This is a genomic window from Agromyces sp. MMS24-JH15 (assembly GCF_043518605.1).
GTDB lineage: Bacteria > Actinomycetota > Actinomycetes > Actinomycetales > Microbacteriaceae > Agromyces.
Window position 1 is genome coordinate 1,719,013 of sequence record NZ_CP171358.1, and the last position, 25,550, is coordinate 1,744,562.

17 protein-coding genes are annotated in these 25,550 nt (G+C 70.7%); 10 read left to right on the forward strand and 7 right to left on the reverse strand.

Translation table 11 applies throughout. The features are described 5' to 3' along the window. The first annotated feature begins 56 nt into the window (after positions 1-56). Positions 57-2,273 carry a 3'-5' exonuclease gene (locus ACDF64_RS07835; protein WP_394554618.1) on the forward strand — a complete coding sequence of 739 codons (2,217 nt, stop codon included), beginning with the start codon at positions 57-59 and terminating at the stop codon, positions 2,271-2,273. Between the two features lie 44 nt (positions 2,274-2,317). On the opposite strand, the gene ACDF64_RS07840 is transcribed toward ACDF64_RS07835, so the two are convergent. The 4 genes from ACDF64_RS07840 to ACDF64_RS07855 all read right to left on the reverse strand — a co-directional run bounded on the left by ACDF64_RS07840 (position 2,318) and on the right by ACDF64_RS07855 (position 6,728). Next, positions 2,318-4,870 carry a DUF262 domain-containing protein gene (locus tag ACDF64_RS07840; RefSeq protein WP_394554620.1) on the reverse strand — a complete coding sequence of 851 codons (2,553 nt, stop codon included), beginning with the start codon at positions 4,868-4,870 and terminating at the stop codon, positions 2,318-2,320. An 848-nt stretch (positions 4,871-5,718) separates the two neighbouring features. Next, entirely contained in the window at positions 5,719-5,895 is a 177-nt protein-coding gene (locus tag ACDF64_RS07845) for a dsRBD fold-containing protein (RefSeq protein WP_394554622.1), read from the reverse strand. Between the two features lie 12 nt (positions 5,896-5,907). After that, positions 5,908-6,474, reverse strand: coding sequence for a hypothetical protein (locus ACDF64_RS07850; RefSeq protein ID WP_394554624.1), 567 nt, complete (start codon positions 6,472-6,474; stop codon positions 5,908-5,910). Further along, positions 6,471-6,728, reverse strand: coding sequence for a hypothetical protein (locus ACDF64_RS07855; protein WP_394554626.1), 258 nt, complete (start codon positions 6,726-6,728; stop codon positions 6,471-6,473). The genes ACDF64_RS07850 and ACDF64_RS07855 overlap by 4 nt, the downstream gene beginning before the upstream one ends. A 465-nt stretch (positions 6,729-7,193) precedes the next feature. On the opposite strand from ACDF64_RS07855, the gene ACDF64_RS07860 reads away from it, so the two are divergent. Beyond that, positions 7,194-11,012, forward strand: a complete 3,819-nt coding sequence (locus tag ACDF64_RS07860) for a hypothetical protein (protein WP_394554629.1) — start codon at positions 7,194-7,196, stop codon at positions 11,010-11,012. Between the two features lie 299 nt (positions 11,013-11,311). On the opposite strand, the gene ACDF64_RS07865 is transcribed toward ACDF64_RS07860, so the two are convergent. Beyond that, entirely contained in the window at positions 11,312-11,695 is a 384-nt protein-coding gene (locus ACDF64_RS07865; protein WP_394554631.1) for a peptidoglycan-binding protein, read from the reverse strand. 211 nt (positions 11,696-11,906) lie between these two features. Between ACDF64_RS07865 and ACDF64_RS07870 the strand changes: the two genes are divergently transcribed. Both ACDF64_RS07870 and ACDF64_RS07875 read left to right on the forward strand, forming a co-directional pair. Then, positions 11,907-12,641 (forward strand): hypothetical protein, encoded by a 735-nt coding sequence (locus ACDF64_RS07870; protein ID WP_394554633.1) that lies wholly within the window; start codon positions 11,907-11,909, stop codon positions 12,639-12,641. A gap of 28 nt (positions 12,642-12,669) precedes the next feature. After that, positions 12,670-13,125 (forward strand): DUF5684 domain-containing protein, encoded by a 456-nt coding sequence (locus ACDF64_RS07875; RefSeq protein ID WP_394554635.1) that lies wholly within the window; start codon positions 12,670-12,672, stop codon positions 13,123-13,125. Between the two features lie 105 nt (positions 13,126-13,230). Here the strand turns inward: ACDF64_RS07875 and glsA are convergent, their stop codons facing one another. Next, the gene (gene glsA / locus ACDF64_RS07880) at positions 13,231-14,457 is read right to left on the reverse strand and encodes a glutaminase A (RefSeq protein ID WP_394554637.1); all 1,227 of its coding nucleotides are present in this window, start codon (positions 14,455-14,457) and stop codon (positions 13,231-13,233) included. A 169-nt stretch (positions 14,458-14,626) separates the two neighbouring features. Here glsA and ACDF64_RS07885 point away from each other — a divergent pair, with 169 nt between their 5' ends. Then, complete coding sequence (locus ACDF64_RS07885; RefSeq protein ID WP_394554639.1) at positions 14,627-14,869, forward strand: hypothetical protein; 243 nt, start codon at positions 14,627-14,629, stop codon at positions 14,867-14,869. Between the two features lie 135 nt (positions 14,870-15,004). Here the strand turns inward: ACDF64_RS07885 and ACDF64_RS07890 are convergent, their stop codons facing one another. Continuing rightward, entirely contained in the window at positions 15,005-18,739 is a 3,735-nt protein-coding gene (locus tag ACDF64_RS07890; protein ID WP_394554641.1) for a hypothetical protein, read from the reverse strand. A 351-nt stretch (positions 18,740-19,090) separates the two neighbouring features. Here ACDF64_RS07890 and aceA point away from each other — a divergent pair, with 351 nt between their 5' ends. The 5 genes from aceA to ACDF64_RS07915 all read left to right on the forward strand — a co-directional run bounded on the left by aceA (position 19,091) and on the right by ACDF64_RS07915 (position 25,544). Continuing rightward, complete coding sequence (gene aceA, locus ACDF64_RS07895; protein WP_394554643.1) at positions 19,091-20,452, forward strand: isocitrate lyase; 1,362 nt, start codon at positions 19,091-19,093, stop codon at positions 20,450-20,452. 126 nt (positions 20,453-20,578) lie between these two features. Next, positions 20,579-22,273 carry a malate synthase A gene (gene aceB, locus ACDF64_RS07900; protein WP_394554644.1) on the forward strand — a complete coding sequence of 565 codons (1,695 nt, stop codon included), beginning with the start codon at positions 20,579-20,581 and terminating at the stop codon, positions 22,271-22,273. A gap of 328 nt (positions 22,274-22,601) precedes the next feature. Beyond that, a complete protein-coding gene (locus ACDF64_RS07905; RefSeq protein WP_394554645.1) occupies positions 22,602-23,144 on the forward strand; it encodes a GNAT family N-acetyltransferase in 543 nt (180 codons plus the stop codon). Between the two features lie 104 nt (positions 23,145-23,248). Then, entirely contained in the window at positions 23,249-24,400 is a 1,152-nt protein-coding gene (locus ACDF64_RS07910) for an FHA domain-containing protein (protein WP_394554647.1), read from the forward strand. A gap of 16 nt (positions 24,401-24,416) precedes the next feature. Then, positions 24,417-25,544, forward strand: a complete 1,128-nt coding sequence (locus tag ACDF64_RS07915; protein WP_394554649.1) for a serine/threonine-protein kinase — start codon at positions 24,417-24,419, stop codon at positions 25,542-25,544. Positions 25,545-25,550: the final 6 nt, after the last annotated feature.

A 25,550-nucleotide genomic window follows, 5' to 3' on the forward strand; every position in this document is an offset into this window, starting at 1 on the left:
CGTCCGTGTTCGCCGATAACATGGCGCCGAACCCAGCCTCGCCGAATGGATGTGCCTTGCCCAATGTCGTTCTGACGAACATCGACGCACCCGACCTCGACAAGATGGTCGAGGCCAAGATCTTCAGCTTCCTCAAGAAGCTGCGTGCGGACGACAGCACGCCCGGCCTCCACATCGAGAAGATGAACAACCCGGCCGATCCGCGTGCCCGGACCGGCCGCGTCGATCTCAGCTGGCGGGCGGTGCTCTATCGAATCGAGACCAGCGACAACGAGCGCACCTACGTCTACGCCGGCACTTATAAGCACGACAAGGCGAACGACTACGCGCGCACGCGCGTGTTGAAGTACAACCCGATCAACGGTGTAGCGGAGCTCATCCAGGCGTCGACGCCCTCAGAGCCTTCCGGTGCCGCGGCCGCGGAGTGGGCGAGTACCGCGGAACAGACCGGCGCAAAGGTCGAGTCGTACCTCGAATCGCATTTCAATTACGCGCTGAAGGACCTCACGGACATGCTCGGGTTCGACGAGGCATCCGCATGCTCACTGCTCTCGGCGAGAGACGAAACCGAAGTCATCGCCGTCGGCGAGGGCTTCGCGAACGCGTGGCAGCAGCTCGCCGCGCTGGGCCTCGCGATGGGCGACTCGCTCGACAAGATCAAGGGCGATCTCGGGCTCGACGAGCCCGTCGTCGAGCTCGACACGGAAACCGAGGATGACCGGCTCGCCCGCGCGCTCGCCCACCCGGCGGCGAAGATGCAGTTCACCTTCGTCGGCGACGATGAGGAGCTCGAGCGCATCATCGAGGGCGGCGATTTCGACGCGTGGCGCGTGTTCCTCCACCCCGAGCAGCAGCGATATGCGACCGGCCACTGGAACGGACCGTTCCGGCTCACCGGTGGCGCCGGAACCGGTAAGACCGTCGTGCTTCTGCACCGGGCGCGTCAGCTCGCACTCGCCGCACCGACCTCGTCGATCGTCCTGACCACGTACACGCGCGCGCTCGCCGAGAACCTCCAGCGGGACCTCGAGCACCTCGACCCGCACCTGCCGAAGGCAACGAAGTTGGGCGGATCCGGGGTGCTCGTCCGGGGCATCGACCAGCTCTCCACGAGCATCCGGTACCAAGCAGGCAGCGGCTTCGGCTCAGCGGCCGTCGCGGTGCTGGGAGAGGCGATCGCGGCCGTTTCGAACGTCACGGGCAACGACGCAGGCTGGGCGGGAGCGATCACCGCCGCCGCGCCCGCGCTCCCGGACGCGCTCCGCAATCCGACGTTCTTCGAGGGGGAGTACCTGCAGGTGATCCTCCCCGGGCGGATCACCGAGCAGGACGAGTACTTCAGCATTCGGCGGCCAGGGCGCGGTGTCGCACTCGACCGCCAGAAGCGGGCGGAGGTTTGGCGGGTCGTCGAGGAATACCGCCAGACCGCCCGCGCGGCCGGCACCATCAGCTGGGCCGAGCAGGCGGCGATCGGAGCGGTGTGGCTCGATCTCGCAGGGGCCGCCGCGGGATTGCGCGCCGATCACCTGCTCGTCGACGAGGGTCAAGACCTCACCCCGTCGCACTGGCAGTTCCTCCGCGCTCTGGTGAAACCGGGAACCGACGATCTCTTCCTCGCTGAAGACACGCACCAGCGCATCTACGGGCAGCACGTCGTCCTCGCCCGGTACGGCATCCGCATCGTCGGCCGGTCGAAGCGGCTGACGCTGAACTACCGGACGACCGAACAGAACCTCCGGTACGCGCTCGGGGTGCTCTCCGCGGGCGAGTATCTCGACGCCGACAATGAGACCGAGACGACCGCCGGCTATCGGTCGGCTCGCCGCGGACCCGAGCCCGCAGGGTTCGGCGCCTCCGACGACGACGCGCAGATCGCGCACATCGCCGAGCTCATCGGCGGATGGCTCGAGGAGGGCGTCGACCCGGGGACCATCGCAGTGCTCGCACGCACCAACGACCGAGCACTCGTCGTACGCGACGGATTGAACAGCCACGGCATCGCGTCGAACCACATCAAGTCGGCGCAGATCGACGGTGACAAGCCCGTCGCGTTGACGATGCACACTGCGAAGGGCATGGAGTTCAGCAGGGTGGTGCTGTTCGACATCTCCGAGGGGTCGATCCCGAACCCGCAGGTGCTGCACAAGGCGGCGCCCGAGGAACACGCGGATGTGCTGCTGCGTGAGCGATCGCTGTTGTACGTCGCAGCGAGTCGGGCGCGCGATGTGCTCACGGTGACGTGGAAGGGCGACCCCTCCCAGCTCTTGAACTAGAGTCCGGTGGGCGCCCGACGCTGTCGGGGCACCCACCGGCCAAGTCAGGCTGCGAATTCTGAGTCGTATGTGGCGACCTCGTTGACGAACCACTCGAGGACCTCGACCACCTGGTCCCGTGCGGTCCGGCTCGCGATGACGTCCACGGGGAAGGATGGGCGCGACTCGAGTCGATCTGCGGCGAGGTCGATCCCGGTGATGGCGTTCAGCCGGGATCGCAGCGCGTCCCGGAGCTCGGGCTCATCGAAGGGCGCTCTGTTGACGAGGTACTGGAACGCGACTTCGATGCTGCCGTACGGGTAGATGACGAACGGCGAAATGGTCTTCCCTCGCTCGGGTCGCTCGAGCACCAGAATGCAACTGATCTCGTTGCCTGTGCCGAACTCCACGCGACCACCCAAGCGTTCCCATGCGTTGAGCAGTTCGATCACTCCGTGGAGGGTCGAGGGCGCTTGCTCCGCGGCAAGTTGGGCGAGGAACGCATTCCGGTCGCCACCGTCCTCCTCGGTCAGCGGTTCCTCGTCCGAGCGGACAGACAGCCCGATCGACTCGGCGAGCTCGGAGACCCGCAGGCGCTGATCAGCCGAGGCGTGGCCGTCGGCATCGAACTCGAGCCCCTCCTGGGAGAGCAGCTCGTGCACGTCGACACCTTCGTTCGGGCTGTCCGGTCCCCAGGTGAAACCGGGAGACACAGTGCCGGTGATCTGCAAGACACGGTGCGCGCCCGGCACCTGCTTCGTAGCGAGGAACTGGCCGAGCGGAACCGGATGCGTTCCGGCGACGGCTGCGACGTCTCCGTAGCTCGCCCAACGGCCGGCGGGGATCGCCGCTACGGCGTCGATTGCCAGCTTCCACCGCACGCCCGAGTCATCCGCGTCCGTATCAGCCAGAGGGCCAGCCCACATCGAGACGATGCGTTCTGAGAGGACTCGACCTCGCGCTCGAATCTCGAGCGGGCCCCAGTCGGTTCTGCTCGCGATCTCATGATTCATCCGCAGTCCGGATGCCTCCAAGAGCTGCCGCTTCTCCGTGAAGGGTCGATTGCTGAGTTCGGAGTTGTACGCCGTCAACGTGAGGTTCGCGAGTGTGTGAAGGAACTCCTCGTGGGCTTCATCAACGCTGCCGCCCTCGTCGTCGAGCTGCACAGCGATGGCATCGCGCCAGATGGGGCTGAGCGACTGCGGCATGACGTGTTCGATACTCGTTGCGGAGATGTCGGCGTGTTCACGCGCCTGACGTTCGACTCCGAGCCACGTGATCGGCGTCGCCTCCTCCAACCATGCGAGCACCGTTTTCCGCTGGTGGGGGCGCCCCTGGTAATAGAACGGCTTCTTGAGCACCGCATCGGCGATCTGCGCATCGGTTGCGAAGAATTTCCGGCCAACGGTGAAGTAGCGACGGAGTGCCTCGACAGAGGGAGCGTCGCCGAGTTCAGTGCTCGCCCGATTGAAGATCCGGGGCAAGGAGTTCGCCGGTGCCCCGACGACGATCCGTCGTACGAGGAACGACTCGATCAGATGAAGCGCGTCGGACACTTCAGCACTTCCGATGCGCCGGTCGTCACGAAGCCGGAGCCAGAACAGGACGAGCACATCCATCGATCCGATGCCCCAGCTCTTGACTCTTCGCAGCCGCTTCGCGACTTCGGGGTCGCTCTCCTGGTCCGGGTCGCGGTAAATCGCGAACAGCTCGGCAAGGCGCTTGAATCGCTTGACCTCGTCGATGATGCCGACCTGGTCGAGATGCCGGAGTCGGTCGACCTGCCCCGAATAGATGTCGCCGGCTTTGGCATCCGGGTTCCGCCAGATGAGATCGATCCAGAACAGAGCCTCGAGGTCGCTCGGTGACAGGATCTTCTGCATCGGGAGCCACCAGGTGTCGTACACCTCCTCACCGCGCTCGCCGGCACGCATGAACAGGTAGTTGCGAAGAAGGTCGCCCTGCGTCAGTTTCATGCCGGTGTTGTTGAGCGATTCGAAGATCCGATAGACGTTGTCCTCGCCCTTCGCCGTGATCGCGACGAACACCAGACCATTGAGGACGGCGCCCTCGAGCCGGGGGATGTCGTGCGGATCGTCGGGATCGTCGGCGAGGCGAAGCTTGGTGCGGAAGAAGCGATACGCGTCGATCAGTCCAGAAGGCGTGGAGTGGTCGATGGCCCCTGCAATGATCGACCGGTACGCCGGCCGATCCGCCTGCGTCGGCAGCAGCTTGAGCCGGTCGTCGCCCTGCTTGAACCGGTCGACGAGAAAGGTTTCCTCCAGCCGGGCGACCTGAGCCGGGTTCTCGGGCTCAGTCTCTGCGTAATGGTCGCGCAGGGCGGCTACGAGGATGCTGAGTGTCGTGAGCCGCTGCTGGCCATCGACGACGAGGAACTCGGTCCCATTGGGCCCGATCTGTCCGGTCGAGAGCACGAGCGACCCGGTGAAGTGCGTCGTCGCCGGCGACGTCTCGTGCGTCTCCGCGAGTTCGAGGATGTCCGCCCAGAGCCGTTCGAGCTGTTTGATCGTCCATGAGTAGGGCCGCTGGTAGAGCGGCACCCGGTACTGGGTCTGACCCTGCAACACCTCGCGCAGGCGGGTCTCCTGGACGTCCATCGTCATCAGCCTTCCGGTTTGGGATGCAGCCGATCAGCGTATCGGCCCGATCCGGGATCGTGGTACTGGCGGAAACGAAACTCACTCAGCATTTTGTCGGATGGTCTCCGTATGCTCGCGAGCGTGTTCCAGCATCTCTCTGCTGCGCTCGACGATGACGTCCGCGCACGACTGCACTCCATGGCGCAAGGTGGCGCCCCGGCCAGCGAGTCCACGACCGACGAACTCCAGCGGGCGATACCCCAAGGGGCGCCATCGTCGTCGAGAACTCGGGCGACTAATACGCTCGTCCGCCAGCCGCCCTACGCCGCAAGAGTACCGGCATCGCGCGACCATGCCGACCTGGATCCGTGGCAGTCGATCCTTGCAACGGTTGAACGGGCCGATATTTGGCTGGGCCGTGCGAAGCGTCGCGCGGGCACCCGGAGTAGTCAGATCGAGCGCCAACATCACGAGCTCCAGGCGAGTGTGCGGAAGTTCGAGCGGCAGCTGCCAGAGCGCGCTCGGCGAGCGCCCGAGATCAGGCGGCGTCTCGCCCGCTTCCACCTGCTCCTCGCGGAGTTCTCAAGGCTCGCGACCGCTCGCCGAGATGAAGAGATGCGGAGTCTTTCAAGCGCAAGACCTTCGCAGTCGCCGCGGCCGAGAGCACAACGGATTCCCGGTGACCCCGTGAATCCGTCGGGGCCTCTGCCATCGAATTCGCGAGCGCGGAGCATGCAACAACGCGGACCATTGAGCCCGAACTACTACCTGAACCCGTTGGACAGCAAGTAGCGAGCCGCGGAAGAACCCGACGTGTCGCTCGGGCCGCCGAGCGTCGATGTGCTCCGACAACCCGGGTCCGAATTTCAACGATGCACGTTCGCCGGCTTCACGGTGATCCGAGTGATGTCGTTCTCCGTTGCGTGCAGCGGTCGCGCGGAGAGGTCTCGCGACGCGCATGCGACCGCGGCGTCGTTTCCGATGTCGGGCGCGTCGAGGTCGAGCGGGATGCAATCAATGGAAACTCGGCGGGTGGCCGACACGCGCCCGGTCGCCTAGCCCACCCCCACATCCCGCACCAAATACACCCACGGGAAGAACTGGCACCCCACGACCCATCCCTCCGCAGCTTCTCGCCGCGTCGGGCCTCGGCCGATCACACGCTTATGTTCCCACTGGGTGTCGGTGAGCACCATGCGGTGGCGGAGCATCCCGGCTTCGACGGTGTGCCAGCCGGCCTTGCCGGCGAGGTCGAGTTCGGCCATCTCGTCGAATGCGGTGACGGGGCCGAGCCAGCGGTACTCCGGGCCGTCGCCGGAATCGTCGGCGCCGGAAGAGTTGGCGGCCGGGTCGAACGGTTCGCCCGAGGCATCCGCTCTGCCGCCGTCGCCGAAGCGCTGCTGCGCGGCCTGGCGACTCATCCCGAGTTCGGCGCCGATCGACGACCAGCTGACGCCGCCGGAGCGGGCCGATTCGACCGCCTGTCGCAGGATGGTTCGGACCTCGCGCTCCGCGTCGGCGCTCGCGCGGATCAGGGCGAGGTGGCCGTCGCGTCCGATCTCGTCGTCGATCGCGGCGGACTCGAGGATCGCGCGCGTGACCGCGTCGCCGACGGCGGTCATCGGTCGTTGTCCCGGCTGGGCAGCCACCAGCCGCGGGCCTCGCTCGAGGGGTTGCGCGACGCGCCCCAGCCGAGTGCGCTCCCGAGCAGCACGATGCCGGCCAGCATCACCACGACAGCGAAGCCGATCACCAGGCCGTTTGCGAAGCCGTCGAGCAGGGCGAAGCCGATCAGGTTCAGGGTGATGCCGACGAGGATGACGGCGACGCCGGTCGAGGTTCGGGCGGTGGGGGCGGGGGTCGTTCGCTTGGGCATGTGTCAAGCGTAGGTTGACGCAGGAGACCTGTCAATCGGAAGTTGACAACGGGTCGGGGGGTCGGGGGCGCGGGTGGCGCGGGTGGCGCGGGTCTCGAGAAGCGTCCCTCGCTTCGCTCGGGCGCTCCTCGACCACCGGAATGCAAGCGTTGACCGCCGGGGTGACGGCTGCGGGGCGGGGTCTCGAGACGCGTCCTCGCTTCGCTCGGGCGCTCCTCGACCACCGGACGTCTCCATACGCGCGCGCACACCCGCCCTGACGTCACCCCTCGACACGTGAGCGCACCCGCCCTTGACGCAGCCCCGCCCCGCCCGCAAGGATTGAGACGATTCAAGGAAATCGCTTTCCCGACCCGGACGCGGCATCCACGAGTCATCCGCGGCGAGCACGGACGCTGCTGGGCACCACCGCAGGCAGGCCCTCGCGCTGCTCCAGGCAGAGGGCACCCGATCGAAGGAGATCACGTGAGTCCACACGTCCGTCATGCCAGTCGCGCGCGCGCCGCGCGCGTGTGCGCCGCGCTCGCCGGCACCGCGCTCGTCGCGGCCGGCGCGCTCACCGCGACGGCGCCCGCCGCCGCAGCCGAGCAAGCCGCCGCCCCGAACATCGACTACGCCTTCGACTTCGGCGGCCCCGCCACTCCGGTCGTCCCCGGCTGGATCGGCATCAACCCCGGCACCACCTACACCGCCGCCCGCGGCTACGGCTTCACCACGGCCCCGCCCGCGGCGAACTTCCGCGACCGCGGCGGCGACAACGTCGTGGCCCGCGACTTCACGATCGGCAACACCCAGGTGTTCGCGGTCGACGTGCCGAACGGCACGTACGAGGTCACCACCTATGCCGGTGACCTGATCGCGAGCAACCGCACGAGCTTCGACCTCGAGGGCGTCGCGTACGCGGGCCCGAGCACGACGTCGGGCAACATCCACGAGGCGTACTTCCCGGCGATCGCGGTCGCCGACGGGCAGCTCACCATCAGGGTCACCTCGGGCGACGGCCGCATCAACGGCATCAAGGTGCAGACGCCGCTCGCGGCGCCCGCGAACCTGGCCGCCACGCACGTCGACGCGGTGAACGAGGCCGTCACGCTCGGTTGGGACGCCGTCGCGGATGCCACGGGCTACAAGGTCTTCCGCTCGGCACCCGGCGGCACCCTCGCCGAGGTGGGCACGGTGGATGCCTCGACCCTCAGCTTCACCGACACGGGCGTCGCGCTCGGCGAGTCGTACGACTACACCGTCGCGACCGTGAAGGGCACCCGCGTCTCGGTGCAGAGCGCGCGGCTCGGGGCATCCGTCACCGACCCGTCCGTCGCGAAGCCCGCGACGCCGACCGGGCTCGCGGCCACCGACATCCAGCGCAACAGCGTGACCGTGAGCTGGAACGACGATGCCGAGACGCTGCAATGGAAGGTGTTCCGGAGCACCCGCGCCGACCTCCCGTTCGAGCAGGTCGCCACGGTCACCGAGCCGACCTACACCGATGACGACGTGCTCACGACGCGCCCCTACCTCTACCGGCTCGTCGCGCAGAACGCGGGCGGCGCGTCCGAGGCATCCGACACCTTCACGACCGAGGTCGCGACCACGCTCGTGCGCCAGGCCGAATACCTCGACCGCGCGCCCGTGGCGGTGCAGCGCAGCGAGAGCGAGGGCGGCGGCGTGTACCTCGGCTGGCGCCTGCTCGGCCTCGACGCGCGCGACCTCGCGTTCAACGTGTACCGCGACGGGGTGAAGGCGAACGACGAGCCGATCACCGACACGACGAACTTCGTCGACGCCGACGGAACGGCCGAGTCGACCTACCTGATCACGGCGATCCAGGGGGAGCAGGAGGTCACCGTCGCGCAGGACGTCGCCGTCTGGGACGACCAGTTCCTCGACATCCCGCTGACCAAGCCCGCGCCGTTCACCCTGCCCGACGGGCAGACCGTCACCTACGCGCCCGGCGACGGCACGGTCGGCGACGTCGACGGCGACGGCCAGTACGAACTCGTGTTCCTGTGGAGCCCGTCGATCTCGAAGGACAACTCGCAGTCGGGCTACACCGGCAAGGTGTACGCCGAGGCGGTCGAGTTCGACGGCACGAGCCTGTGGCGCATCGACCTGGGCGTGAACATCCGCGCCGGCGCGCACTACACGCAGCTCGAGGTCTTCGACTTCGACGGCGACGGCAAGGCCGAGGTCGCGTTCAAGACGGCGGACGGCACGGTCGACGGCGTCGGCACGGTCATCGGCGACGCATCCAAGGACTACCGGAACGCGAGCGGGTACATCCTGAGCGGACCCGAGTACCTGACCGTCTTCGACGGCGAGACCGGCGCCGCGATCGACACCGTCGACTACCGCCCGGGCCGCGGCACCGTCGGCGCGTGGGGTGACACGTACGGAAACCGGGTCGACCGGTTCCTCGCCGGCGTCGCGTACCTCGACGGCGAACACCCGTCGCTCGTCACGAGCCGCGGGTACTACACGCGCACCGTGATCGTCGCGTGGGACCTCATCGACGGGAAGCTCCAGCAGCGCTGGACCTTCGACTCGGATGTCGCGGGCAAGGAGTACGAAGGCCAGGGCAACCACCAGTTCGTCCCGGCCGACGTCGACCGCGACGGGCTCGACGAGATCGTCTACGGCTCGATGACCATCGACGACGACGGCACGCCGCTCTACAACACCGACCTCGGGCACGGCGACGCGCTGCACGTCAGCGACTTCGTCACCGACCGCCCGGGCCTCGAGGTCTTCGCGGTGCACGAGGAGATCCCGGGCAACGGCGGCTACGGCGCGACCATGCGCGACGCCGAGACCGGCGAGGTGCTGTGGTCGACCAAGTCCACCAAGGACACCGGGCGCGGCGCCGCCGCCGACATCGACCCGACGCACCCCGGTGCCGAGGCGTGGAACATCGGCGGCGACTACGCGTGGAACTCGCCCGTCGGCACCCTGAAGTCGGCCGCCGGCGACGTGCTGTCGACCGAGATCCCCGCGGCGAACTTCGTCACCTGGTGGGACGGCGACCTCACCCGCGAGATCACCGACCACGACTACGACACCGTCACCGCGACGGGCGTGCCGACGATCTCGAAGTGGAACCCGGCGACGAAGCGCGCCGACGAACTGCTCCGCCTCGACGGAACCCTCACCAACAACACCACCAAGGGCAACCCGGTGCTCCAGGCCGACCTGTTCGGCGACTGGCGCGAGGAGCTCGCGGTGCGCTCGGCGGACGGCAACTCGATCCGGATCACCACGACGACGGATGCCACGGACACGCGCATCCCGACACTGATGCACGACTCGCAGTACCGGCAGTCGGTCGCGGGCCAGAACTCGGCCTACAACCAGCCGCCGCACCCGTCGTACTTCATCGGCGAGGGCATGGCCGAGCCGCCGGTCGCGTCGATCGCGTACGTGAACGCGCCCGCTGCCGACGGCAGCGCGCCGGTGATCGCGGGCCTGCCCTCCGGGACGGTCGTCGCGGATGCCCCGCTCCAGCTCGGCATCACGGCGGATGACCCGGAATCGGGCGTGCGCACGGTGGTCGTCACCGTGGGCGGCGAGCAGGTCGAAGCGGATGCCTCGGTCGACCTCGCTGCGCTCGGCCTGTTCGGCGACGTGACGGTCGAGGTGACCGCGACGAACCACGCCGGGCTCGTGGCATCCTCGTCGTCGACCCTGCTCGTGCTGCCGGCCGACACGGCCACGGCCGCGCCGGGTCGCGCGGTGCTCTCGAACACGAGCGGATGGGCGACCGGCCTGCACGACGGGACCTACGACGTCGTCGCGAACCTGTGGTGGGGCGTGCCGGGCAGCGTGTTCCGGCTGTACGAGAACGGGTCGCTCGTGACCACGCGGGTGCTCGGCGAGACCGGCGGCCTGTCGCAGACGACCGGGCTCTCGTTCACGGGCAAGCCGAACGGCACGTACGTGTACACCGGCGAGCTCATCAACTCGAAGGGTGTGACGGCGACGTCGTCGACGACCGTTCGCGTGGTCGATGCGGCGCCCGGGCTGCCCGTGGTGAGCACCGACCAGAAGAAGAACGCCGGTTCGTTCACGGCGACCGCGAACCTGTGGTGGGGGACCAACGCGACCTCCTACCGGTTCGAGCTCGACGGGGTCGTCGTGGGGCAGGGGGCGCTCGTCGCGGCGACGCCGTCGGCGCAGTCGGCCTCGGTGAAGCTGGTCGGGGTCGCGCCGGGCGAGCACACGCTCGTCGCGGTGTTCGCGAACGCGAACGGCGAGACCGCGTCGAAGGCGGTGAAGGTGACGGTGAAGTAGTCCGCCGGCCCACCGGTGGTCGAGTAGGCGCGCAGCGCCGTGTCGAGACCTGCTCACGAGGTCTCGATACGCGTCGCCGCTTCGCGTCGGCGCTACTCGACCACCGGGTGGGCGCTTCGCGTCGGCGCTACTCGACCACCGGGTGGGCGCTTCGCGTCGGCGCTACTCGACCACCGGGTGGGCGCTTCGCGTCGGCGCTACTCGACCACCGGGTGGGCGCTTCGCGTCGGCGCTACTCGACCACCGGGTGGGCGCTTCGCGTCGGCGCTCCTCGACCACCGGGTGGTCGGTTGCTCGGGTCAGCAGCCGGCGAGGACGCGGGCCTTCTTGGCGGCGGCGGTGCCGTAGATGGACCAGCCGCACAGCGCGGCCCAGGTCTTCGGGCCGACGTACCCGTCGACCGTGAGCTTCGGGTTCCACTGGTCGTACTGGAAGTCCTTCACGCGCTTCGTCGTGGCGGGGCCGTACGAGTTGTCGACGGCGATCGGAGCGATGCCGTAGTCGTGCGCCCAGCTGTTGAGCATCGTCTGGATGTAGCCGATGCAGGTGGCGTAGCCGCCGGGGCCGTACACGTTGTCCGTGCACTTCGTCGAGGCGGACGCGGATGCCGCGGGCACCACGACCAGGGCCGTGGCGAGTGCGAATCCGATCAGGGATGAGGTGATGCGAGTGCGAGTGTTCACCGGGGAAACCTAGCGGTGGGCTCACAGGCCGCATCCAGAGTTCTCCACAACGAGCGCCCGACTCCGGGTCGAACGGGCGGGTGGGGGAACGATGACGTGAGATCCACCCGTGCCGCCGGCGTTTGCACAGGGCTCCGTCACCGGCGCCTGACTCCCAGTATTCTCGAAACTTCGTGCCGGAACCGGCTCGATGCATCCGATGGGAGTCCACTTGACCTTCGATCCGTCATCCCCGCCACAGCCGGAGCGCCCGAAGGGCCTCGGCTGGGCGCTCGCGCTCGCGATCGTCGTGACGCTGCTGCCGGTGATCGCGCTGCCGCTCGTGATCGTGCCGGCCGGTGCGCTGGCCGTGTCCGCCGTCGACGCCTTCCGCGACGAGGCCAACCCCGCGGAGGTGGCCGAGGGCGCCGAGGAGCTCGATGACGCACTCGAGGCGATCGGCTCCGACCTCCCGGCCGACCTGCCGTGGGACGTCGAACTGCCCGCCGGCACCTCGGTCATGCTGATCTCGGCGTTCGACGCCGATGAGGGCTGGACCGACACCACGAAGGACGGCCCGAGCTACCTCGGCTCCGACAACGCGGCGACCGGGTGCACGGTCTTCTGGGACTACTACGCGACGCTCGACCCGGCCGTCGACCTCACGTCCGGCGACGACGCGGCGACCATCTCGCTCATCGAGTGGATGGCCGGCGGGCCGGTCGACGACACGATCTCCGTCGAGCCCGCGTCGATCGTCAACACCGCGCCCGGCGGCGGCACCACCGAGGCGCTGCAGGTCGGGCTCGTCGGCGACGGCACGGTGAGCGCGCTCATCGCGCGCGCGTTCGCGGGCATCGGCCAGGGCGTCTGGATCTACGCCGAGTGCCCCGACGAGGCATCCCTCTCGACCACGCTCGACGAACTCCCCGAGCGCGTGGCCACCGTGCTCCTGCCCGCCAGCTGACCCGGCCCCGACCCACGAAGGACCACGCATGGACACCACACTCGACCCCGCGCCGCTGATCGCCATGATCGGCGCCGCGTACGCGATCCTGTTCCTCTCCGCCGTCGGCTCGTACGTGCTGACGGGCGTCTTCCTCTCGCGCATCCTGCGCAAGACCGGCCACGACGGATGGCCCGCCTGGGTGCCCGTCTACAGCAGCTGGCGGTTCCTCGAGGTCGGCGGCCAGCCCGGATGGCTCGCCGTGCTGCTGTTCGTCCCGATCGTGAACGTCGTGACCGTGGTCTTCCTGGTCGTCGCGGCGTACCGGATCGGCCGGGGCTTCGGCAAGGGCGGCGGCTTCGCCGTGCTGTACGCCTTCCTGCCGCTGATCTGGTTCGCCCTCCTGGCCTTCGGCCGTACGACGCCGTGGCAGCCGCCGATCGCCCAGCTCGCGCCGATCGCCCGCCCGGGCGTGCCCGGGGCGCCGGAGGCGTTCCAGCAGTGACGCGCGTCCGGCCGGCGCGGTTCACGTGAACCGCGCCGGCCGGGCGACCTCGAGCGGCCGCCGCCGCTGTCGCCGCGGCCGTCTCGATGCCGGTCGAGCATGCGATCAGTCGTCGTCGAGCACGCCCTCGGGGTCGTGGAGCACGACCTGGATGTGGCGGTCCTCGACCGGGCCGAGCAGCCCGGGGAGCGCGCGGAACAGTCGGGTCGCGGCCGGGCCGACGCTCGTGACCGACGAGAAGTCGAGCACGAGCGTGCCGTCGTCCCGCACGAGCGGCGCCAGCCGCGTGAGCACCTCCTCGGCGGCCGCGAACCGGAGTTCGCCGCGCAGCGCGGCCACGGTCTCCATGCCGTCGTCCGAGCGCGAGAGCGCGCCGATCGGCGACAGCGGCTCCTCGCGGTGGGCGAGCATGTGCAGGCCGTGGTCGCGCGAGAGCGCCTCCAGCATCGCGACCCCGCGCACGCTGTTGCCGCGGGCGTCGAGCCGCGGGCTGAACGTGCCGATGCCGAACTGCCCGGGCTGCACCGCGACGATCCCGCCGCCGACGCCGCTCTTGGCCGGCAGGCCGACCCGCACGAGCCAGGTGCCGGACGCGTCGTACATGCCGCACCCGGTCATGACGGCCATCGTCCAGCGCGCGGCATCCTCGCTGATCACGCGCTCGCCGGTGACCGGGTTCACGCCGCCGGTCGCGAGCGTCGCGGCCATGATCGCGAGGTCGCGCGCGGTCACGAGCACCGAGCACTGGCGGAAGTACGCGGTCGTCGCGACCTCCGCGGTCGAGCCCAGCGTGCCCGCCGACCGCGTGAGGTACGCGAGCGCGCGGTTCCGGTCGCCCGTCGCGGCCTCCGACGCGAACACCGCCTCGTCGACCCCGAGTTCGCGTCCCGCGAACCGCTCGAGCCCCGTGCGCACGACCGCGAACTTCTCGTCGGCGGTCGCACCCGGCAGCAGCGAGGTCGTGACGATGGCCCCCGCGTTGATCATCGGGTTCATCGGGCGACCGGATGCCTCGTCGAGGCTGATCGCGTTGAACGGCTCGCCGCTCGGCTCGAGGCCGACGTGCTCCGACACCGCGTCGATGCCGAACAGGTCGAGCGCGAGCGCGTACGCGAACGGCTTCGAGACCGACTGGATCGTGAACTCGACGCCCGAGTCGCCCGCCTCGTGCGGGACTCCGCGCGTGCTCACGAGCGCGATGCCGAGGGCGTCGGGGTCGGCGTTCGCGAGCTCCGGAATGTAGTCCGCGACCGCGCCCTCCTCGTGGACTCGCGCGTCCGCGAGCACGGTGTCGAGCAGGAGTCGCACGGGATCGCGCAGGTCGACCGGCATGCGCACAGCCTAGGGCGCGGGCCCGCGCATCTGAGGTACCTCAGCCACCTCGGACGCCCGCTGAGCCGCCCAAGATGCGGCATCCGCCCGATCCGGCAGGGGTGCCTCAGCGACGAATCTGGATGCAGGCGACGGGAACGCCGCCGAAGACCCGGAAGGGAACGGAACCATGGACCTCGCATACGGCTACCTCACGCAGGCCATCCAGGACCACGACCAGCTCGAGGCCGCACGCGTCAACGAGCACCGCCGCAACGCGGCCGACCGCGCGGCGTTCGCCGCCGAACGCGCCGAGGCGCCCGCCGCCGGGCCTGTCCGCGCCGGCATCCGCCGCTTCGCCGAGCGCCTGCACGTCGCGGGCCGCGACCGCGTCGCAGGACGCGACCGCACCGGCGCACGCGCCGCGCACTGAACCGCCCGCCGCGCACGGAACCGCCCGCCGCGCTGAGCCGCTCCGCCGAACGGGAGGCCGCGATGAACCGGCCGCCCGACCGAGGTCGGGCGACCGGTTCGGGCGGCCGGTTCCGGCGGCGGTGCGTTCAGCGGCTCAGTGGAGGAGCCCCCACAGCCAGTCGAGGACGGTGCGGATGACCTGGCCGATCGTCTCGGCGACGGTCGGCACCCGGTCCGCGACGAGCACCCCGGTCGAGGATGCGACGACCGGGTCCTGCCCGGGCACGGTCGCGGTCACCTCGACCGAGATCACATGCGCGACGTCGGCACCCCGCACGTGATACGTCGGACGCTGTCCGACGGCACCTGGGACGGGGGAGCCGTCGCGCAGCCACCGGTAGGTGAAGGATGCCTCGTGCGACCACTCGCCGACCTCGACGCCGAGGGTCGCGCCCTTCACCGCATCACCGCGCACCGACGGCGCCACGAGGTTCCGCAGGGGCACCGTCACCTCGGGCAGGACCTCGATGACGGTCGGCTCGGCGATCGCGGCGATCCGCGCGCCGGTCGCCGCGGGCGCGGCATCCGTCAGCTCCAGGAGCCCGTGCAGGTCGACCGAGCCGTCGGCCGCGATCGTCGGCCGCACGCCGTCGAGGTCGGTCGACGCGAACCAGCTCGCGTCGACCGGTGAGGCGCCGCCGAGGTTCCACGCGTTCGAGGGATCCGTCAGCAGCGAGGCGTCGGCCTGCTTGAGCGCCAGCACGTCGAGCGACGGCGACCGCCACGAGATCACGCCCGTCGCGAGGTACGCCGTGGTGGCCGCGTTGGTCTCCAGGCGGACGCCGCGGTCGTTGCCGACCGAGGTGATGCGGTCGAGCCGGACGTTCGGCCCCGAGTTCGAGGTGACGCCCGTCCCCAGGTTGCCGAAGCTGACCGAGTTGCGCAGCAGGTGGTCGCCCGGCATCGACTCGCCGCCGAGCTTGAACCCGTTGCCCTCGCCCCGGAGCGTCGGCTCGGCCTGGACCCAGCCGTTGTCGTAGGCGACCGAGTCCTCGATCACGACCGTGCCGATCGGCCCGGTGGTCGACTTGGCGTAGAGGTCCCAGCCGTCGTCGATGTTGTTGTACGCGATGTCCGAGCGGAACACGTTGCCCTCGCCGACCGTGAGCTTCGCCGCGAAGCCGTCGGCGTCGTTGCCGCCCACGTCGGCGTTGTCGTGCGACACCGACGAGACCACGAGGTTGTGCGTCGGCCACAGCGCGGGCGGCTCGCTCTCGGAGCCCGAGATCTGGATGCCGGTGTCCTTGTTGTGGTGCGACTCGACGCGCTCGACCACGTTGTGGTTGCCCTGGATCAGCATCGGCTTCCGCTTGTCGGCGGATCCCGTGATCTCCAGGTCGTAGACGTGCCATCGGTCGCCGCGGAGCACGAGGCCGCCGTCGGGCGACTGCGACAGGTCGAGCACGGCCCGCGATCCGGGCTCGGACAGGATCGTGATCGGGGCGGCTTCGGTGCCGTCGTGGCCGCGGCCGACCACGACCGCCCGGCTCAGGGCGTACGTGCCGCCCTGCAGCACGACCTGCTGGCCGGGCTGCGCGAACGCGACCGCGGTGTGGAGGTCGAGCGGCGACGCGGCGGTGCCGAGCCCGTCGGGCGAGCCGTTCGGCGCGACCCGGATCGACTCGCCGGGTTTCCCGTACGAGCGCACGGTGACCGAGAGCGGCACGTCGACCGGGTCGGTCGAGCGGAGCGCCTCGCGCTCGCCGAGGTGCGGCTGCTCGGCCGCCGGCAGGAGCCGGACCGTCAGGTCGTTCGCGCCGGGCTCCAGGGGCACCGGTACGAGCACGCGCTCACCCGGGGAGAGGGCGACGTCGCCCGCGACGATCGTGCCCGAGGCATCCAGTACCTGACCCGTACCGAACACGTTCGCGACCAGCGGCACGTCGAGGTGCGGTGCCGGGGTGGTCGTCGTGACGTCGACCGCGAGGGTCGCGTCGACGTACTCGGTCGGCGGTTCCTGCGCGGGCTCGTCGTCCTCGGGGCGGATCGTCGTGAAGTCCCACTCCGTGACGGTGACCTGGATCTTGCGTGCGACCGCCAGCCCGACGAAGAACCGCTCCGGATCCTGCTGCTGCAGCATCTCGGGGTCGTACTGGATCTCCTCGAACACCTGGCCGTCGCGCTGCCAGATCGCGTGGAACCCGGTGTTCGAGCGGCGCAGCGCGAACGTGTACTCGTCGCCGGCCTGGAACTTCACTCCGGATGCGTCGGCGCGCCAGGCGGGGTCGAACTCGACCGAGTCGCTCATGTCGCGCGTGCCCGCGGTGTTGTCGGTCGGTGCGCCGGTGTACCCGTGCACGAAGCGCGCGCCGGGGGTGCCGTCGTGCCACTCGCCCGCGCCGCTGCCCCAGTTGTAGCGGGTGACCAGCGCGCCCGCCGAGTTGAAGTAGCGGGCGGGGGAGGAGCCGGGCACGAGGGTGTCGACCGCGAGCACGCCGAAGCCCGACTGGGCGTCCTTCGCGGTCGCGTCGTCGACGCGGAACGTCGCGGTGAGCGTGAAGTTCTCGGTGGTCGGGTCGACCTGCGTGTAGAAGTACTGGAAGCCGTCCTCGCTCGTCGCGAGCTTGGTCGAGCTCGCGCGGGCGTCGAAGGTGATGGAGCCGTCGGCGTGCTCGGTGACCGAGCCGCCCGAGCCCGCGTTCGAGCCGATGTCGGCGACCTGCCAGCGCTGCACCTCGCCCTCGACGGCGACGGCGACGGCCGGGCCGGTGGATGCCTCGCCGCCGCGGTGCGCGACGACGCGGAGTTCGACCGTCGTGCCCGCCGCGAGGCCGGGCACCTCGGCGCTCGTGCCGGTGACCCCGGTGAGGACGGTCGCGAAGTCGGCGGCGCCGGCCGCGCGTGCCCCGATCGAGTACGACTCGGCCTCGGCGGCCGCGGCCCAGGTCACCGCGACGGTCGCCGTCGCGCCCGAGACCGCGGTCGTGAGCGCGCCGGTGATCGCCGGGCCGACGAGCGGCAGCGAGTAGTCGGCGACCGCCGCGCGGGCGCTCGCGATCGGCGTCGCCTCGCCGAAGCGCGTGAGGCGGACCTCGACCGCGTAGTCGCCCGACGCGGGCGGCGTGACGACGAGCGAGCCGGATGCCCCGGTCGTCGCGGTCAACGCCTGGTCGACGACGGCACCCGAGGCGTCGAACAGCGTGGCGTACGCGACATCCCCGCCGTCGGCGCCCAGGACGCCCGCGTACTCGACCCGCAGGTCGCGCGCGTTCGCCGGGTCGGGCGCGACCGCGGTGATGACGGGGGTGCCGACCGAATCCCACGCCGCGCGCGGGACGGCGTCGAACGCGCCGAGCTGGGCGAAGTAGACGTTGACGCCCGAGCTCGGCGAGGCGAGCCAGTACTCGCCCGCCGCGGTGATCGCGATGCGCTCGGTGCGCACGGCCTGGGTGTCGACGTCGGCGAGGGCGGGCACGCGGCCGACCTCGCCCGCGGCGCCGTACAGCGCGATCGCCCGGTCCGCGGTCGCGGAGCCGCTGCGCGCGGCGACGAACACCTCGGTCGGCACCTCGGACGCGTCGACGGTGAAGTGCAGCGAACGGGATGCCTCGGTGCCCGTGCCGTTGAGCTTGATCCGCTTCGTGAACTGCTGCCCGCGGTCGGAGATGCGGCTGTGGGCGTCGACGGTCACGTTCTTCCCGGTCGCCGCGTGGATGGTGAAGTCGGTGCCGGTCCCGGTGATCGCGACGTGGTCGGCGATCTGGAGGGTCGAGGCATCCAGCGCGGTGGACGGGCCGGATGCCGCGGCGGCGACGGCACCCGTCAGGGTCAGGGCCGCGGCGGTGAGCACCGCGAGCGACGTTCGGAGCAGGGACGGGGTCAGGGACATGGGTCTCCTCATCGAGAGCGTGTGCGTGCCGGCGCGAACCGGGTCCCTGCCTCGAGCCGGTGCTGCCTCCCGCCGGGGAGAAAGCGCTTTCTCGGCGGGCCTGCCTGAACGGTAATCGCTTTCCGAAGCGGGCGTCAAGGGATCGGCCCATTCCGCGCCACGGACCGTCCGGTGCGCGGGGCGCCTCCCGAGAGCGTGATCCTTCCGCGCCGCGGAACTTCGCGGGAAGTTCACCCCCCGAATCGCCGGTCGGCCCCGCCGCACCCGGCGGAAGGTGGATGCAAGACCAGCGGATGCCCCGCCACGAGGCATCCGCTCGAGTCATCCAGCAGGCACCGAAGGAGCACGACGATGAGCACCCCGCACCCGACCCGTCCCGGCGACCAGACGCAGACCGCCGCCGAACTCGAGCTCGAGTGGAGCGCCGACCCCCGCTGGGACGGCATCCGCCGCGACTACACCGCCGAGGACGTCGTCGAGCTCCGCGGGCCGGTCCGCGAGGAGCGCACGCTCGCCCGCCGCGGCGCCGAGAAGCTGTGGGAGGACATCCAGCGGAACACCGGCACCGCGTTCGAGCGCATGGAGGAGCCCCAGTGGTCGGCCGCGCTCGGCGCCCTCACCGGCAACCAGGCCGTGCAGCAGGTCCGCGCGGGCCTGAAGGCGATCTACCTCTCGGGCTGGCAGGTCGCGGCCGACGCGAACCTGAGCGGCCAGACCTACCCCGACCAGTCGCTCTACCCCGCGAACTCGGTGCCGGCGGTCGTCCGCCGCATCAACAACGCGCTGCTGCGGGCGGGACAGATCGAGGCGGGGGTTTCGACAAGCTCAACCACCGGCGGGCAGGCCGAGCCGAAGGACTGGATGGCCCCGATCGTCGCCGACGCCGAGGCCGGCTTCGGCGGCCCGCTGAACGCCTACGAGCTCATGCACCAGATGATCGAGGCGGGCGCCGCGGGCGTGCACTGGGAGGACCAGCTCGCCAGCGAGAAGAAGTGCGGCCACATGGGCGGCAAGGTGCTCGTGCCGACCTCGCAGCACATCCGCACCCTGAACGCGGCGCGGCTCGCGGCCGACGTCGCCGGCGTCCCGTCGATCATCATCGCCCGCACCGACGCGCTCGCCGCGACGCTGCTCACGAGCGACCACGACGAGCGCGACAAGCCGTTCGTCACGGGCGACCGCACCGCCGAGGGCTTCTACGAGGTGCAGAACGGCATCGAGCCGGTCATCGCGCGCGGCCTCGCGTACGCCGAGTACGCCGACCTGCTCTGGGTCGAGTCGGCCGAGCCCGACCTCGACCTCGCGCGCCGGTTCGCCGAGGCCGTGCACGCGAAGTTCCCGGGCAAGCGGCTCTCGTACAACTGCTCGCCGAGCTTCAACTGGAAGCGCCACCTCGACGACGACCAGATCGCGAAGTTCCAGCGCGAGCTCGCGTCGATGGGCTACGCGTTCCAGTTCATCACGCTCGCCGGCTTCCATTCCCTGAACCACGGCATGTTCACGCTCGCGAAGGACTACAGCGAGCGCCACATGTCCGCGTACGTCGAGCTCCAGGAGGCGGAATTCGCCTCGGAGGCATCCGGGTACACGGCCACGCGCCACCAGCGCGAGGTCGGCACCGGCTACTTCGACCGCATCGCCACGGCGCTGAACCCCACCAGCGCCACGCTCGCCCTCGTCGGATCGACCGAGGAAGACCAGTTCCAGCACTGATTCCGATTCCGGTGATCGAGTAGCGCCGGCGAAGCCGACGCGTATCGAGATCAGGTCACCGGGTCTCGATACGCGTCCGCCGCCGGCGGGCGCTGCTCGACCACCGCATCGCAAGGAGACGAGACCATGAACACCCTCACCATCGACCGGCAGGATGCCCCGCCCCAGCGCGAGGCGACGACGCCCACGTCCACCCCGCAGACCGGCAGCTTCCGCACCGTCGAGCCGCGGATCGAGGTCACCGCGTCGCTCGGCGACCGCTACGGCGAGATCCTGACGCCGGCCGCGCTCGACTTCCTCGCCGAGCTCCACGACCGCTTCGCCGGCACCCGCCACGAACTGCTCGCCGAGCGCCTGCAGACCCGGGTCGACGCCGCCAACGGCCGCGATCCGAGGTTCCTCCCCGAGACCGCGTGGATCCGCGAGGACCCGACCTGGCGCGTCGCGGGCGCCGCCCCCGGCCTCGAGGACCGCCGCGTCGAGATCACCGGCCCGACCGACCGGAAGATGGCGATCAACGCGCTCAACTCGAGCGCGAAGGTCTGGCTCGCCGACCAGGAGGATGCCACGAGCCCCACCTGGCAGAACGTCGTCGAGGGCCAGCTCAGCCTGTTCGATGCGCTCCGCGGCCGGCTCTCGTACACGAGCCCCGAGGGGAAGGAGTACCGCGTCGAGCGGGACATCCGCGACACCCCGACCATCGTGATGCGCCCGCGCGGCTGGCACCTCACCGAGAACCACCTGCGGTTCCACGACCGCTCGGGCCGCGCGATGCACGCGTCGGGCTCGCTGGTGGACTTCGGGCTGTACTTCTTCCACAACGCGCACCGGCTCACGGAGCTCGGCCGCGGCCCGTACTTCTACCTGCCGAAGCTCGAGTCGCACCGCGAGGCGAAGCTGTGGAACGACATCTTCACGTTCGCGCAGGAGCGCCTCGACCTGCCGCACGGCACGATCCGCGCGACCGTGCTCATCGAGACGATCCAGGCCGCGTTCCAGATGGACGAGATCCTCTACGAGCTCCGCGACCACTGCGCGGGCCTCAACGCCGGCCGGTGGGACTACATCTTCTCGATCATCAAGACGTTCCGCTGCCGCGGCCGCCGCTGGGTGCTGCCGGACCGCAAGCAGATCACGATGACCGTCCCGTTCATGCGCGCCTACACCGAGCTGCTCGTGCAGACCTGCCACAAGCGGGGAGCACATGCCATCGGCGGCATGAGCGCGTTCATCCCGAACCGTCGCGACCCCGAGGCGACCGAGCGCGCGCTCGCCGCGGTGAGCGCCGACAAGCGCCGCGAGGCGGGCGACGGCTTCGACGGCACGTGGGTCGCGCACCCCGACCTCATCGAGACCGCGCGCGCCGAGTTCGACGCCGTGCTCGGCGACCGGCCGAACCAGGTCGACCGGCTCCGCGACGACGTGTCGGTCTCCGCCGCCGACCTCCTCGACATCCCGTCGATCGGCGGCGAGGTCACCGAGGCCGGCGTGCAGGACGACATCTCGATCGCGATCCGCTACCTCGAGTCGTGGCTGCGCGGCACCGGCGCCGCCGCGATCGACGGGCTCATGGAGGATGCCGCGACCGCCGAGATCTCGCGCTCGCAGGTGTGGCAGTGGCTGCATGAGAACACGGTGACCGCCGAGGGCACGCGCATCGACCAGACGTCGATCGTGCGGCTCATGGCCGCCGCGGTCGCGGGGCTGCAGCGGTTCGAGGGCGACCGGTTCGACGACGCGATCAGCGTGTTCCGCACGGTCGCGCTCGAGCCCGAGTTCCCGACGTTCCTGACCGTGGGGGCGTACGCGCGGTTCTTCTGAGCGACCGCCCTCCGGTGGTCGAGGTACCCCTCCGGTGGTCGAGGTACCCCTCCGGTGGTCGAGGAGCGCCCGAGCGCAGCGAGGACGCGTCTCGAGACCTCGCAACCCGGCCTCGGGTCGGCGTGGTCTCGAGACGCGTCGGCTCCGCCGTCGCTCCTCGACCACCGGGGTGTCGGCTCCGCCGGCGCTGCTCGACCACCGGGGGTGTCGGCTCCGCCGTCGCTCCTCGACCACCGGGGTGTCGGCTCCGCCGTCGCTGCTCGACCACCGGTGGGGTTCGGCGCTGCCGACCACCGGGGTGTGCCGTCGTCTGAGAGAATCGGGGACCGTGCCCAGCCTGACCATCCGTGCCGCAACCGATGCCGATGTCGACGCCCTCGTCGCACTCGCCGAGGAGACATTTCCCCTGGCGTGCCCGCCGTCGTCGAAGCCCGAGTCGATCGCCGCGTTCATCGCCGAGCACCTCTCGGCGCAGCGCTTCGTCGACTACCTGGGCGACGCCGACCGCGCGGTCCTCGTCGCGGTCGACGCGGACGAGACGCTCCTCGGCTGGGCGATGCTCGTCGCGGGAGAGCCGTCCGACGCCGACGTCGCCGCGGCGGTGACGGCGCGCCCGACGATCGAGCTCAGCAAGTTCTACACGCGCCGTGCGACCCACGGGGCGGGCGTGTCCGGCCCGCTGATGCAGGCGGTCGTCGACGTCGCCGCGGCGACCGGGGCCGAGACCGCGTGGCTCGGCGTGAACGAGGAGAACGCGCGCGCGATCCGCTTCTACGAGAAGCACGGGTTCGTGCGCGTCGGCACCAAGCGGTTCCGCCTCGGCGAACGGCTCGAGCACGACTTCGTCCTCGAGCGGCCGCTGCGCGGCTGAGCCCTGCCGATCGGCGTCCCGCGTCCGACCCCGCCGCCCCGAGACCGCGGATCACGCGCGGTCGGCGCTCGGCCCGGCGCGGCGCCTCGGCTACAGTCATCCTGATGTTCGAGTACGCCCCTGCCCCCATCGGCGTCGAACCCGGATTCGCGATCGTCACCGGCCGGTTCGTCACGCTCTTCGGCCATGAGACCGGTGCCGAGTTCGCCGGCGAGCTCTACGCGCTGCTCGAGGACGACGAGGCCGAACTGGCGGACATCCTCGACCTGCTCGCGCTTGGCGGCGGTCCGCCCGACTGCGGCATCGTCGAGGTCGTCGACGACCGCGCCCGCATCGTGCACGTCGGCGTGCGCGGCGCCGTCGACGTCGTGATGGACGGCGTCGCCTCCACGCGGTTCTCCGGCCCGGGCGGGGGTGCCTGGGTGGTCGGCGAGGCCGCCGGGATCGCGGGCCTGCGGCTCGCGATCGGCCGGGTGCGCGAGGCGACGAACGCGAGCGCCCTCCTGCCCGTGCAGCGCGGCGTGGTGCGCACCGCCGAGATCACGATCGCGCGCGTGCGCGACGAGCCGCTGCGTCCGCGCGTCGACCTGATGACGCGCCCCATCGAACTGCCGGGGCTCGGTCGCGCGGCCGACGCGTTCTCCGGGACCGCGATCTCGACGGCGGATGCCACGCCCGACGACCTGCGACCGGCGGGGATGCCCGCGCCGGCGCCGCAGGCGGAGGCGGCGCCGCAGCCCGTGCCGGAGCACGCTCCCGCGCCGGTGCTCCCGACCTCAACCGCGCCGGACCCGCGCCGGGTCGACCTCGCTCGGCCCGCTCGCGACGCCGACCTCGCGGCCGTGGCCGGAGCTGCCGAGGCCGAAGCCGCCGAGGCATCCGCGACCGACCACCTGCTCCTCGTGCTCCCCGACGGTGCCGAACTCAGCCCGCCCGTCGTGTTCGGCCGCCGGCCGCGCGCCGCGGCCGGCGAGGGCGTCGTGCACGTCGTGACGCCGTCCCCGCGACGCGAGATCTCGGGGCGCCACCTCGAGGTCCGGGCCGAGGGCGGCGCGCTCGTCGCACAGGATCTCGGATCGACCAACGGTACGCTCGTCCGATCGCCCGGCCGGGCTCCCCGCCTGCTCATCCACAGTGCGCAGGTGCGGCTCGAGGCCGGAGATATACTCGACCTCGGCGAGGCCTACCTCGTGGCGGTCGCAACGGCCGCCGGGGCCCGTCGATCCACTGGAATCGGGTCCGTCAGCCCGGGCTGACCGAGAGGGACCGACAGTGGCGCCACGACGCACGGCGAGCCCGCCCGTTATCGCCGGACTCACCTACGTCCGGCCGCTCGGCTCCGGCGGTTTCGCCGACGTGTTCCTCTACGAGCAGGACATGCCGCGCCGCGTCACCGCGGTCAAGGTGCTCCGCGCCGACGCGATCGACGCCGAGGTCCGGCGCAGCTTCAACGCCGAGGCCGACGTCATGGCCCGGCTGTCGACGCATCCGTCGATCGTGACGATCCACCAGGCGTCGATCTCGGCCGACGGCCGCCCGTACCTCGCGATGGAGTACTGCCCCGACACGATGGCCGCGCGGTACAAGCGCGAACCGCTCCCCGTGGCCGAGGTGCTCGACGTCGGCGTCCGCATGGCGGCCGCGCTCGAGACCGCGCACCGCGCGGGCCTCCTGCACCGCGACATCAAGCCGTCGAACGTGCTCCTCAACACCTACGGCGCCCCCGTGCTCGCCGACTTCGGCATCGCCGCCGCCCTCCACGCCGACCGCGAGGGGGAGGTGCTCGCGATGTCGGTGCCGTGGAGCGCACCCGAGGTGCTCCGCGAGGAGGTCGCCGGCACGGTCGCGAGCGAGGTCTGGAGCCTCGCCGCCACGCTCTCCACGCTGCTCGCGGGTCGCAGCCCGTTCGAGCTCCCCGACCGCACGAAGAACACGAGCGAGCAGCTCGTGAAGCGCATCGTCCGGGGCTCGGCCAGCGCCGTCCCGACGCCGGGCGTCCCGGCGATCGTCGACGAGGTGCTCGCGGGCGCGATGACGCGCGACCCGGCCAGGCGGTACCCCTCGATGGCCGCGTTCGCCGATCGGCTGCGCGACGCCCAGTACCGCCTCGGGCTCCCGGTCACGGCGTTCGAGGTCGCCGCACCCGAGTGGGCCGCGGCGACGCCAGTCCGCTTCGCGGACGACACGCCGCGCGGGCCGGTCATCACCACGGTCGCGAAGCAGTCCCGACGGGCCGAGCGCGCCGCGCGCCGGATCGGGCCGGGCGTCGACCGCGACGGCCTGCCCGTCGCGGCCGCGCGGGAGAAACGACCGGTCGGCGCCGGACTCGTCGGGGCCGGCATCGGCGTCGTCGCGGTGCTCGTCGTGTTCTCGGTGCTCCGGTTGACGGGGCTCATCTGATGGCCG